We start from the raw sequence: 12,311 nt of genomic DNA on the forward strand, positions 1-12,311 counted from the left end.
ATCATGTCCAAGCGAAGTACCTACACCCTGGGGGGCGCCGCACTGTGCGGCGCCCTGTTCCTCACAGGCTGCGCCAACCATATGTCGCAGCGCAGCGACCATGAGGAGCGCGTCGAGCGCAAACTGCTCGAACACACCCTGCAGATCGACATCGGCGAGCCGAAGGTGATGGAGCTTCCGCAGCGGCGCGTGCGCATTCACGAACAAAAGCGCTTCGAGGTCACCGAGTTCGAGGTGACCCGCCGTTACGACCGCTACACGCCCTACCAACCCTGGCGGGAGGTCTACGAGATCCCGCTGGGCGCGGTGGCGGTGGTCGCCGGCGTCGGCGCCAATGTAGTCAACGTGTTCGCCTTGGGTAGCCTGCCCGACAGCGTGACCCACGACTGGCTCAGCTATGGCGTGGCCGGGCTCAACCCGTTCATGAACGTGCAATCCAATGGCCGCGCCCAGCAGAACCTGGCCGGGATCGACGAAGTCGAGAAAGGCAAGCGCGAGGAATTCACCAGCCTGCCGTGGAACGAGCGACTGGTGGAGGTCAAGGCCGGCAAGATGACCCACGAGCTGACCACCGACAAGAACGGCGTGCTGCGCCTGAACCTGTTGGACAGCCCGTTCTCCGAGCAGAACCTCAACCACGTCGGCACCTTGCACCTGCAGGTGGTCGACGAGGATAACGGCGTGCGCGGCGATGCCAGCCTGCTGGTCAGCGGCAACCTGCGCGGCAAGCTGCTCGAAGCCCATGAGCTGATCTTCGACGACCTCGAAGATGACGATGTTGGCCAGTGGGTACACCGGGTCAAGCGCCTGTCGGAGCTGGGCCTGGAAGAAGAAGCCAGCGAGCTGGAGCAGAGCCTGATCGAGCTGACCCGCAACGACCCGGAGTTGCAGCAGGAGTTCGTCAAAAGCCTGACCAAGGCTACCGGGCGACTGGTGGCAGACCCGGGCGTGCAGTAATCGCCTGCAAGGGCCTCATCGCCGGCAAGCCGGCTCCTACAAGGGGTACGGCACCTTGTCGGCGATGAAACCGTTACAATTCCCCGAACAGCTCCAGCTGTTCATGGGCCCCGCGTAAATCCCGCAACCTCACTCCTACCCCCAACAGCCGTACCGGCTTGCCGCCCCGGGCAAACGCCTGGCTGAGCAACTGCCGATAACTGTCCAGGTCACGGCCTGCCCCGGCCTGCTCCATGGTCGTCTGGCTGAAGTCATGGAACTTCACCTTCACGAAGGGCTTGTCCGGGCGGTAGCTGCTGTCCATGCGGGCAATCCGCTCGTTCAGGCTCGCCAGCAGGTCGGGCAGCTTCTCAAGGCAGCTGGGCAAGTCTGGCAGGTCGTGGTCGTAGGTGTTCTCGACGCTCACCGATTGCCGCCGGCTGTCGTTATGCACCGCGCGCTCGTCGATACCCCGCGCCAGCCCCCACAAACGCTCACCGAAACTGCCGAACTCGCGCACCAGCGTCAGCCTTGACCAGTCGCGCAACGACAGGCAGGTATCGATACCCAGCCGCGAGAGCTTTTCGGCCGTGACCTTGCCCACTCCGTGCAGGCGGGAGACCGGCAACTCGGCAACGAATGCCTCAACCTGATCGGGGGTGATGACGAACAGGCCGTTGGGCTTGCGCCAGTCGCTGGCGATCTTAGCCAGGAACTTGTTAGGTGCGACCCCCGCCGACACCGTGATATGCAACTGCCGGGCGACCCGTTTGCGGATGTCTTCGGCGATGCGCGTGGCGCTGCCGGCAAACCACTGGCTATCGGTGACATCCAGGTAAGCCTCGTCCAACGACAGCGGCTCGATCAGGTCGGTGTAATCGCGAAAGATCGCATGGATCTCCCGCGACGCCTCTTTATAGGCTTCGAAACGCGGTTTGACGATCTCAAGGTCAGGGCACAGCTTCAATGCATGCCCCGAAGCCATGGCCGAACGCACGCCATAGGCCCGCGCCTCGTAATTACAGGTGGCGATGACCCCGCGCTGGCCCGGCTGACCGCCCACGGCCATGGGGCGACCAGCCAGGCGCGGGTCATCACGCATCTCGATGGCTGCGTAGAAACAGTCACAATCAATGTGGATGATCTTGCGCTGGGGCATGGACGACAGGCACTACTGTAAATTCATACAGATAGTACTCCATGCGCCTACCTGCGAAACAGCCTGCCCGCGATAATCGGCCTGCAAGCCCCGCCGGCACTGAGCCGGCTGCCGATTCGATGCGCTAACAGATTGAACGAAAAAGGGTTTTTTGGATTTATTGCTTGACACTGGGAAGTAAATCCGTAGAATTCGATCTCACAGGCGCGGGATGGAGCAGCCTGGTAGCTCGTCGGGCTCATAACCCGAAGGTCGTCGGTTCAAATCCGGCTCCCGCAACCAGATTCAGGAAAAGGCCACTGTTTAGACAGTGGCCTTTTTTATTGCCTCTGAGATTACCCGCGCGAGATTTCTTACGCTAAATCAAGCATTAACGCTTGACACTTGGCCAGCTATCCGTAGAATGCGCACCTCTGACGCGGGATGGAGCAGCCTGGTAGCTCGTCGGGCTCATAACCCGAAGGTCGTCGGTTCAAATCCGGCTCCCGCAACCAGATTCAAGAAAAGGCCACTGTTTCGACAGTGGCCTTTTTTATTGCCTTGAGAAAACCTCTGCGAGATTTCTCCGCCAAATCAAGCATTAACGCTTGACACCCAGCGAGGTATCCGTAGAATGTGCACCTCTGACGCGGGATGGAGCAGCCTGGTAGCTCGTCGGGCTCATAACCCGAAGGTCGTCGGTTCAAATCCGGCTCCCGCAACCATATTCGTCAGAACAAACCCCGCCTATCGCAAGATGGCGGGGTTTGTTGCATCTGGCCGTCGCAATTCCCTCCCCCGCCCCCTCTCGCCCCGCCTTGTCCTGCGGTGCCTCCGTTCGCCTGGATGAACTATCTTTAACTAACCTGAAACAGATTAACCACCCGGCCCGGAGTAATATCTGGACACGTTTTCCAAAGGGACTTTCACTTGGCCGTAACCTGCCTTCACCTCGCGCGCATCGCACGGGGTACCCCATGACCGCCCCCACCCCCGACACCCAGGCACCGCTCACCGAAGCATTGCCTGCGGCTGCGCAGCACCTGCCCTGGCTGGAACGCCTGAGCAAGTACCGTCAGCCCCTGGGCCTGGCCCTGACCCTGCTGCTGTTCGCCATGGGCCTGATTGCCTGCCGCCACCTGTTGAGCGAGCTGGACATCTACGCCCTGCACGACGCCATCCTCAGCGTGCCGGTCAAGTCGCTGCTCGGTGCACTGCTGGCCACCGTGGTGGGCTTCGTGATCCTGCTGGGTTATGAATGGTCGGCCACCCGCTACGCCGCGGTCCAGCTGCCACCACGCACCCTATTGCTGGGCGGTTTCAGCGCCTTCGCCATTGGCAATGCCATCGGCCTGTCGATGCTGTCGGGGGGCTCGGTACGCTATCGCCTGTATGCGCGCCAAGGGCTCGGCGCCGCCGAGGTGGCGCGCATGACCGTGTTCGCCAGCCTGTCCCTGGGCTGCGCGCTGCCACCCCTGGCCGCTATCGCCACCCTCAGCGACCTGCCATCCGCCGCCACTGCCCTGCGCCTGCCGGCACCGCTGCTGGGCGGTATTGCCGTGGCCGTGCTGGTGCTGACCGTTGCCCTGGTGATCGGCCTGAGCCGCCGTCGCCTGACCGAGCAGCCGCTGGCCGACAGCCTGCTGGTGCAGTTTGGCCGGCGCACCCTGCGCCTGCCCAACGGCCGCCTGGCAGCGCTGCAACTGCTGATCACCGCGCTGGACGTCGCCGCCGCCGCCACCGTGCTGTATATGCTGCTGCCCGAAGCACCGCCCTTCGGCGCCTTCGTGCTGGTCTACCTGCTGGCCCTTGCGGCGGGCGTGCTCAGCCATGTGCCCGGTGGCGTCGGCGTATTCGAGGCCATTCTGCTGGCTGCCTTCGCCAACCAGCTAGGCGCCGCTCCCCTGGCCGCCGCGCTGCTGCTGTACCGGCTGATCTATGTGGTGCTGCCACTGCTGCTGGCTTGCGTGCTGCTGCTGGCCAATGAAGCCCGCCGCCTGTTGTTCGCCCAGCAGGCGATCCGCGCCGCTTCCGGGCTGGCCGCACCCGTGCTGGCGATTCTGGTGTTTCTGTCGGGCGTGGTGCTGCTGTTTTCCGGCGCCACCCCGGAGATCGACAGCCGCCTGGAGCACATGGGCTTTCTGATTCCGCACCGGCTGATCGACGCTTCGCACTTCGGCGCCAGCCTGATCGGTGTGCTGTGCCTGCTGCTGGCCCAAGGCCTGCGCCGGCGCCTGTCGGCGGCCTGGCTGCTGACCACCGTACTACTACTGGTAGGCGCGCTGCTGTCGCTGCTCAAGGGTTTCGACTGGGAAGAAGCCACCCTGATGTGCTTCACCGCTGCCCTGCTGGCGCTGTTCCGCCGCTCGTTCTACCGCCCCAGCCGCCTGCTGGAGCTGCCGTTCTCGCCGGTTTACCTGGTGGCCAGCGCCTGCGTGGTCGGTGCCTCGGTGTGGCTGCTGCTGTTTGCCTACCAGGACGTGCCCTACACCCACAAGCTGTGGTGGCAGTTCACCCTCGATGCCGACGCCCCGCGTGGCCTGCGCGCGGCACTCGGCAGCGCAGTGCTGCTGGTGATCGTCGCCCTGACCTGGCTGCTGCGCACCGCCCGCCCGGTGATCCACCTGCCTACCGATGACGAACTGCAGCGTGCCAACCGCATCCTGCTGGCATCCGACCAACCCGATGGCGGCCTGGCCCTGACCGGCGACAAGGCGCTGCTGTTCCACCCCAGCGACAATGCCTACCTGATGTACGCCCGCCGTGGCCGCAGCCTGGTAGCCCTGTACGACCCGATCGGCCCGGCCCAGGAACGCGCCGAAATGATCTGGCAGTTCCGCGACCTGTGCGACCTGCACCACGCCCGCCCGGTGTTCTACCAGGTACGCGCGGAGAACCTGCCGTTCTACATGGACATCGGCCTGACCGCGATCAAGCTGGGCGAAGAGGCCCGGGTCGACCTGCGCCGCTTCGACATCGAAGCCAAGGGCAAGGAGATGAAAGACCTGCGCTACACCTGGAACCGCGGTGGGCGCGATGGCCTGAGCCTTGAGATCCACGAACCCGGCCATGCACCGCTGGCAGAGCTCAAGGAAATCTCCGACGCCTGGCTGACTGGCAAGAACGTGCGCGAGAAAGGCTTCTCGCTGGGCCGCTTCAGCCCCGAGTACCTGCAGCATTTTCGCATTGCGCTGATCCGCTTCCAGGGCCGCCCGGTGGCCTTCGCCAACCTGCTGGAAACCCACAGCAACGAGCTGGCCAGCCTGGACCTGATGCGCGCCCACCCCGAGGCGCCGAAGCTGACCATGGAATTCATGATGGTTGGCCTGATTCTTCACTACAAGAGCCATGACTACGGCCGCTTCAGCCTGGGGATGGTCCCCCTTTCCGGCTTGCAGCCGCGCCGCGGCGCACCCTTGACCCAGCGCTTGGGTTCGATGGTGTTCCAGCGTGGTGAACAGCTTTACAACTTCCAGGGCCTGCGGCGCTTCAAGGACAAGTTCCAGCCGGACTGGGAACCCCGCTACATGGCCGTGCCGGCCGGGCTCGACCCGCTGGTGGCACTGGCCGATACCGCTGCCCTGATCGCTGGCGGCCTGACTGGATTGGTGAAACGTTGATGATCCGACGCTATTGGCTGTACCTACTGATTCCCCTGGTGCTGGCCGCTGCAGCCGGCGCCACGGCCTTCTGGCTGTGGACCCGCCCTGCGCCCGAGGCGCGCCTGGAGCACCTGACCCTGAACGACGGCAGCAGCCTGACCCGCGCCACCCCCGGCGTGCACGCCAAGGCCCGGGTGGCCATCGGCGTACCCCAGGAGCAGGCGCTTACCGACAAACAGCTGCTGGACCTGAGCCAGGCCGGCGAAGCCCAGCTGGTGCAGGTGATCCTGCCACCCACCGACTGCAGCAAACAGCAGGCGGCAATGGACCAGGCCCTGGCCCAGCTGGCCGATAAGCCCACCGTGGTTGCCGGTATCGGCCCAGGCGCTGCCCAGGCCTGGCGCTGGCTGGCCAGCCAGAACGACGACAAGGCCCGGGCCATTTCCGTCGACTTCAACCTCGAGCAGCCCGGCTGCCAGGCCGCACTGCCCAAGTCTGCAGCCCACGGCCACTGGAACGTGGCCTGGAACGATAACCCGGACGACGCCAGCGCCGCCTTCGTGCGCGACCAGGCCAACGCCGAGACCAGCATCGCCGACTACGACATCCACCTGCCCCAGGTGCTCAAGGCCCAGTTGACCCAGGCCCTGGTCGGCCAGGACGGCAACGCCCTGGCGATTCCGGTTGTGGAAGTACCCGCCGGGCAGACCACCGACACCGTTACCCTGTTCCTTTCCGGCGACGGCGGCTGGCGCGACCTGGACCGCGACGTGGCCGGCGAGATGGCAAAGCTTGGCTACCCGGTGGTAGGCATCGACACCCTGCGCTACTACTGGCAGCACAAAACCCCGGAGCAAAGCGCCGCCGACCTGTCCGAACTGATGCAACACTACCGCCAGAAGTGGGGCACCAAGCGCTTCGTGCTGACCGGTTACTCGTTCGGCGCCGACGTGCTGCCGGCCATCTACAACCGCCTGCCTGAAGAAGACCAGAAGCGCATCGACGCGGTAATGCTGCTGGCCTTCGCCCGCAGCGGCAGCTTCGAGATCGAGGTTGAGGGCTGGTTGGGCAAGGAAGGCCAGGAAGCACCGACCGGGCCAGAAATGGCCCGTCTGCCGGCAGCGAAAGTGGTGTGCATCTACGGTGTGGAAGAAACCGACGAAAGCGGTTGCACCGACAAGACCGCAGTGGGCGAGCGCATGAAGCTGCCTGGCGGGCATCACTTCGACGAGAACTACCCGGCCCTGGCCAAACGCCTGATCGACGAGATCGAGACCCGCCAGGGCAAGTCCAGCGTCGCTGAAAAGTAATGTAAAGGGGGCCGCAATGCGGCCCTTCGCGGGTAAACCCGCTCCCACAGGGATCGCAAGCCTGCAAACCAGCGCATACCTGTAGGAGCCGGCTTGCCGGCGATGAGGCCCGCACAGCTATCACAAGGCAGTGGCCACTGGCAGGGACGGGTCACTCGCCAGGGGCTGCAGCAGCCCCTGGCCCAATCAGATTTCGACCTGGGTTCCCAACTCGATCACCCGGTTAAGCGGCAGGTTGAAGAACCTCAGGTTGCCGTTGGCGTTCTTCAGCAGGAACGCGAACAGGTTGCCGCGCCAGCGCGACATCCCCTCCAAACGCGAAGCGATCACCGTCTCCCGGCTGAGGAAGTAGGTGGTACGCATCGGGCTGAAGTCCAGCTCGTCCAGGTGGCACAGCTTCAACGCCGCCGGTACGTCCGGCTCGTCCATGAAGCCAAAGTGCAACAGCACACGGAAGAACCCGTCGCCGTAGGCCTCCACCTCGAAGCGTTCGCTCTCCGGCACCCGCGGCCGGTCCTCGCTGACCACCGTCAGCAACACCACCTGGCTGTGCAGCACCTGGTTGTGCAGCATGTTGTGCAACAGCGCATGGGGCACGGCGTCCGGCCGGGCAGTCAGGAACACCGCAGTGCCCTCGACCCGGTGCGGCGGCTGCACACGGATGCTGCTGATGAACACCGGCAACGGCAGCCCGCCTTCATCGATACGCTCGACCAGGATCTGCTTGCCGCGCTTCCAGGTACTCATCAACAGGAACAACACTCCACCGGCCAGTACCGGGAAGGCGCCGCCCTGGACGATCTTCGGCACGTTGGCGGCAAAGAACAGGCCATCCACCAGCAGGAAACCGAGCAAAATCGGCACCGCCAGCAGCGGCGGCCACTTCCACAGCAGCAACATCACCGCCGATACCAGAATGGTGGTCATCAGCATGGTGCCCGTCACCGCCACGCCATAGGCCGCTGCCAGGGCGCCGGACGACTCGAAGCCGACCACCAGCAGCACCACGCCGACCATCAGCGTCCAGTTCACCGCGCCGATGTAGATCTGCCCCTGCTCATCACTGGAGGTGTGCTGGATCTGCATGCGCGGGATGTAGCCCAGCTGAATGGCCTGGCGGGTCAGGGAGAAGGCCCCCGAGATCACCGCCTGCGAGGCGATCACCGTGGCCATGGTGGCCAGGCCCACCAAGGGCAGCAACGCCCAGCTCGGCGCCAGCAGGTAGAACGGGTTGCGCGCAGCCTCGGGGTTTTGCAGCAGCATCGCACCCTGGCCGAAATAATTGAGCACCAGCGCCGGCAGCACCAGAGCAAACCAGGCGCGGGCGATCGGCTTGCGGCCGAAGTGACCCATGTCGGCATACAGCGCCTCGGCACCGGTCAGCGCCAGCACCACCGCCCCGAGAATGGCCACGCCCATGCCAGGGTGGACAATGAAGAAGTTCAGCGCCCAGCCCGGGTTGAAGGCCTTGAGCACCTCGGGGCTCTGAGAGATGCCATGCACCCCCAGCGCCCCCAGCACCACGAACCAGGTGACCATGATCGGGCCGAACAGCTTGCCGATCTTCTCGGTACCATGCTTTTGCACCAGAAACAGCGCCACCAGCACCACCAGCGAGATCGGCACCACCCAGTGGTCGATGCCATCGAAGGCCAGGCCCATGCCCTCCACCGCCGACAGCACCGACACCGCCGGGGTGATCATGCTGTCACCGTAGAACAGCGAGGCACCAATCAGCCCGCAGATCACCATCAGCGTGCGCAGCTTCGGGTAATTGGCCGTGGCCCGCCGCGCCAGCGCGGTCAGCGCCATGGTGCCGCCCTCCCCCTGGTTGTCGGCGCGCAGGATGAACATCACGTACTTGAACGACACCACCCACAGCAGCGACCAGAGGATCAGCGAGAGGATCCCCAGCACCCCGTCATGGTTGACCGGCACCCCGTAGCCGCCGGTGAAGACCTCTTTGAGGGTGTACAACGGGCTGGTACCGATATCGCCATAGACCACCCCAACAGCTGCCACCAGCAGGCCGAACGAGCGTGTAGCCCCCTGCCCGCCCTCGGCGTGACTGCTTGCCTGAACCATCGACCACTCCCGCAGAAGGCCTTTGAAGACCCATTGAATTCACTTGGGCGCGGGGCCTGACTGGTGCCCCGACGCAACGGCGCGAAGCATAGCGCAGCGTACGGCGTATTTCTGCTGCTCAAGCTCGTCGCCGGTGCTCACCTGCTGGCCAGCTTGCATTAGCGAGGTTAGCCCACTACCGGACCTGCAACACCAGTTCTGGCCCGGTAACAATCAGTTCAACTCTCGCCTGCGCTTTCGACCACCTCGCTTCAGGCCAGTCACTAGACTTTTCCGAAGCCGGCGGGTGTTCGTTTCTTTTTTGGGGATGCGCCCAGGCCGATAAGAATATGCAATCACCCACCTGTCTTTTTTAAGGTACATTCTGCATGTATGACGTGGAGCACGTCCTGTCTTCCATGGAGTGGACATCTATCAGGCCTGGCTCGATACCGTGCGCGACAAGCGCTGCAAAGCCAAGATCACCACACGGGTGGACCGCGCATCCCTTGGCCACTTCTGCGATGTTGAGCCGGTAGGTGATGGCGTGTTTGAAATGAAGATCAATTTTGGGCCTGGCTTTCGCGTGTACTACGCGGTCCAGGGTCGCAAGGTCATTTTCCTGCTGGGTGGCGGCGCCAAAGACAAACAGCAAAGGGACATCGATCAGGCCAAGGCCCTCTGGAAATATCACAAGGTGAACTGAAATGACTGCCCGCACCCGCTCCCACGAAGACAGCGTGCTCAGCATGCTGCGTGAAGACGAGGGCTTTGCCATCGAATACCTCGCGGCCGCGCTCGAGGACATCGACGAACCGGGTGGCGAAGACACCTTCCTCCTCGCCATTCGGCGTATCGCCGAGGCACGCGGCGGCATGAGCAACCTCTCGCAAAACACCGGCCTGGCACGCCCAAACCTGTACCGCTCGCTCGCAGCAGGCGGTGACCCGAAACTCTCCACCGTACTGAAAGTGCTTCAGGCGCTGGGGGTCGGCATGTCCAAAGTGGTCTCGCATAAAGCTGAACAAGCGTGCGAATGACCTCGTCGCCCAACATCAAACTGCCCCGGCCCATGCCGGGGCGCTGCTTTAAGCCTTCGCTACAACACAGCATAAGCGCCCCGCTCTGGCGCATTACAGGCACAGCGCAGGCAAGGCTGCCCAGGGCCCGGAACAATGGCACAGCGTTCGTCGCATTTGTGCTGGTCAAGCGCCTTTGCGCTCGCTAGAATTGCGCACTTTTTGATCAGAGGCGCCTAAAGCGCCCGACAGGATCGCCCCCGTTACCGGCCGGGCGGGCTGCATTCAATACCGAGGTTAGTCATGTCCACCACCAACGCCATCCCCAAGGTCGGCTTCGTTTCGCTGGGTTGCCCCAAGGCCCTGGTCGATTCCGAGCGCATCCTTACCCAGCTGCGCATGGAAGGCTATGAAGTCGTGCCCACCTACGAGGACGCCGACGTGGTGGTGGTCAACACCTGCGGCTTCATCGACAGCGCCAAGGCCGAGTCGCTGGAAGTCATCGGCGAGGCAATCAAGGAAAACGGCAAGGTCATCGTGACCGGCTGCATGGGCGTCGAAGAAGGCAACATCCGTGACGTGCACCCAAGCGTGCTGTCGGTGAGTGGCCCGCAGCAGTACGAGCAGGTGGTCAACGCCGTGCACGAAGTGGTGCCACCGCGCCAGGACCACAACCCGCTAATCGACCTGGTACCGCCACAGGGCGTCAAGCTGACCCCGCGTCACTACGCCTACCTGAAGATTTCCGAAGGCTGCAACCACAGTTGCAGCTTCTGCATCATCCCGTCGATGCGCGGCAAGCTGGTCAGCCGCCCGGTGGGTGAAGTGCTGAGCGAGGCCGAGCGCCTGGTCAAGGCCGGCGTCAAGGAGATCCTGGTGATCTCCCAGGACACCAGCGCCTACGGCGTGGACGTCAAATACAAGACCGACTTCTGGAACGGCCGCCCGGTCAAGACTCGCATGCTCGAGCTGTGCGAGGCCCTGAGCAGCCTCGGCGCCTGGGTGCGCCTGCACTACGTGTACCCGTACCCGAACGTCGACGACGTGATCCCGCTGATGGCCGCCGGCAAGATCCTGCCGTACCTGGACATCCCGTTCCAGCACGCCAGCCCCAAAGTGCTCAAGTCGATGAAGCGCCCGGCCTTCGAAGACCGCACCCTGGCGCGCATCAAGAACTGGCGCGAGCAGTGCCCTGAGCTGGTGATCCGCTCCACCTTCATCGTCGGCTTCCCGGGTGAAACCGAAGAAGACTTCCAGTACCTGCTCGACTGGCTGACCGAAGCCCAGCTCGACCGTGTGGGTTGCTTCCAGTACTCGCCGGTCGAAGGCGCCCCGGCCAACGACCTGGGCCTGGACGAAGTGCCGGACGACATCAAGCAGGACCGCTGGGACCGCTTCATGGCCCACCAGCAGGCGATCAGCGCCGCACGCCTGCAACTGCGCATCGGCAAAGAGATCGAAGTACTGATCGACGAAGTCGAGGACCAAGGCTCGGTTGGCCGCAGCTTCTTCGATGCCCCGGAAATCGACGGCAGCGTGTTCATCGATGGCGACCATGGCTTCAAGCCAGGCGACAAGGTGCGTTGCCGCGTGGTCGATGCCGACGAGTACGACATGTGGGCCGAGCCGGTCTGAGCCAACGGCTGCAAACCGGCATCCAACGCAATTCCCCGCGTTTGCATCTATGTTTTCCTCCATGATCATGGAGGAAAACACAGATGCGTCCGACGCTGACCCTGCAGACCCCGCGCTACAGCGACTACCCCGAACTGGTTGCAGTCTGGGAAGCCTCGGTCCGCGCTACCCATGACTTTCTCCCCGAAAGCTACATTCTGGTGTTGCGCGAGCATGTCCTGCGCAAATACCTGGATGCGGTGATGCTGGTCTGCTGCAAGGACCGTCAGCGGCACATCCTTGGTTTTGCCGGCGTGGCCAATGGCCGGGTCGACATGCTCTTCGTCGCCCCCGAATACCGTGGCCAGGGCGTCGGCCAGCGCCTGCTACGCCATGCCGTGGCCGAACTCAATGCCGAACGCCTCGACGTCAACGAACAGAACCCCCAGGCCCTGGGCTTCTACCTGCACGAAGGCTTCGAGGTGGTCGGCCGCTCAGCCACCGACGGCCTGGGCCAGCCCTACCCCTTGCTGCACATGCGCCTGGCACGTACTGCGGCCTGACGCTTGGGCAAAATGGCGTGAATGACACCGATTTGCAGCCGCAACCTCGCCGGGGCAGGTACAAT

Annotated in this window: 8 protein-coding genes, 3 tRNA genes and 1 pseudogene; 10 read left to right on the top strand and 2 right to left on the bottom strand. The window is 63.7% G+C overall.

Annotation, left to right across the window (positions count from 1 at the left end; translation table 11 throughout):
* Window positions 1–3 precede the first annotated feature (3 nt).
* Window positions 4–957, top strand: coding sequence for a hypothetical protein (locus ACI2KK_RS13395; RefSeq protein ID WP_404669239.1), 954 nt, complete (start codon window positions 4–6; stop codon window positions 955–957).
* A 73-nt stretch (window positions 958–1,030) separates the two neighbouring features.
* Here the strand turns inward: ACI2KK_RS13395 and dinB are convergent, their stop codons facing one another.
* The gene (dinB, locus tag ACI2KK_RS13400) at window positions 1,031–2,095 is read right to left on the bottom strand and encodes a DNA polymerase IV (RefSeq protein WP_404669240.1); all 1,065 of its coding nucleotides are present in this window, start codon (window positions 2,093–2,095) and stop codon (window positions 1,031–1,033) included.
* A 205-nt stretch (window positions 2,096–2,300) separates the two neighbouring features.
* Here dinB and ACI2KK_RS13405 point away from each other — a divergent pair.
* The 5 genes from ACI2KK_RS13405 (at window position 2,301) to ACI2KK_RS13425 (ending at window position 6,986) form a co-directional block, all read left to right on the top strand.
* Window positions 2,301–2,377 (top strand) — tRNA-Met (locus ACI2KK_RS13405).
* Between the two features lie 135 nt (window positions 2,378–2,512).
* Window positions 2,513–2,589 (top strand) — tRNA-Met (locus ACI2KK_RS13410).
* Window positions 2,590–2,722: 133 nt separating this feature from the next.
* Window positions 2,723–2,799 (top strand) — tRNA-Met (locus tag ACI2KK_RS13415).
* 252 nt (window positions 2,800–3,051) lie between these two features.
* Window positions 3,052–5,694 carry a bifunctional lysylphosphatidylglycerol flippase/synthetase MprF gene (gene mprF, locus ACI2KK_RS13420; RefSeq protein WP_404669241.1) on the top strand — a complete coding sequence of 881 codons (2,643 nt, stop codon included), beginning with the start codon at window positions 3,052–3,054 and terminating at the stop codon, window positions 5,692–5,694.
* A complete protein-coding gene (locus tag ACI2KK_RS13425; RefSeq protein WP_404669242.1) occupies window positions 5,694–6,986 on the top strand; it encodes a virulence factor family protein in 1,293 nt (430 codons plus the stop codon). Before mprF ends, ACI2KK_RS13425 begins: the two co-directional genes overlap by 1 nt.
* Window positions 6,987–7,172: 186 nt before the next feature.
* On the opposite strand, the gene ACI2KK_RS13430 is transcribed toward ACI2KK_RS13425, so the two are convergent.
* Window positions 7,173–9,071: a potassium transporter Kup gene (locus ACI2KK_RS13430; protein WP_404669243.1), complete on the bottom strand. Its 1,899-nt coding sequence runs from the start codon at window positions 9,069–9,071 to the stop codon at window positions 7,173–7,175.
* Between the two features lie 368 nt (window positions 9,072–9,439).
* Between ACI2KK_RS13430 and ACI2KK_RS13435 the strand changes: the two are divergent.
* From ACI2KK_RS13435 to ACI2KK_RS13450, 4 genes and pseudogenes are all read left to right on the top strand, one after another.
* Window positions 9,440–9,756 (top strand): annotated as a pseudogene (locus tag ACI2KK_RS13435) (type II toxin-antitoxin system RelE/ParE family toxin).
* 1 nt (window position 9,757) lies between these two features.
* A complete protein-coding gene (locus ACI2KK_RS13440) occupies window positions 9,758–10,090 on the top strand; it encodes an addiction module antidote protein (protein ID WP_404669244.1) in 333 nt (110 codons plus the stop codon).
* Between the two features lie 282 nt (window positions 10,091–10,372).
* Complete coding sequence (gene rimO, locus ACI2KK_RS13445) at window positions 10,373–11,704, top strand: 30S ribosomal protein S12 methylthiotransferase RimO (protein WP_404669245.1); 1,332 nt, start codon at window positions 10,373–10,375, stop codon at window positions 11,702–11,704.
* A gap of 83 nt (window positions 11,705–11,787) precedes the next feature.
* A complete protein-coding gene (locus ACI2KK_RS13450; protein WP_404669246.1) occupies window positions 11,788–12,246 on the top strand; it encodes a GNAT family N-acetyltransferase in 459 nt (152 codons plus the stop codon).
* Window positions 12,247–12,311 lie beyond the last annotated feature (65 nt).

Source organism: Pseudomonas sp. NPDC089406 (genome assembly GCF_044900265.1).
Lineage (GTDB): Bacteria > Pseudomonadota > Gammaproteobacteria > Pseudomonadales > Pseudomonadaceae > Aquipseudomonas > Aquipseudomonas fakonensis.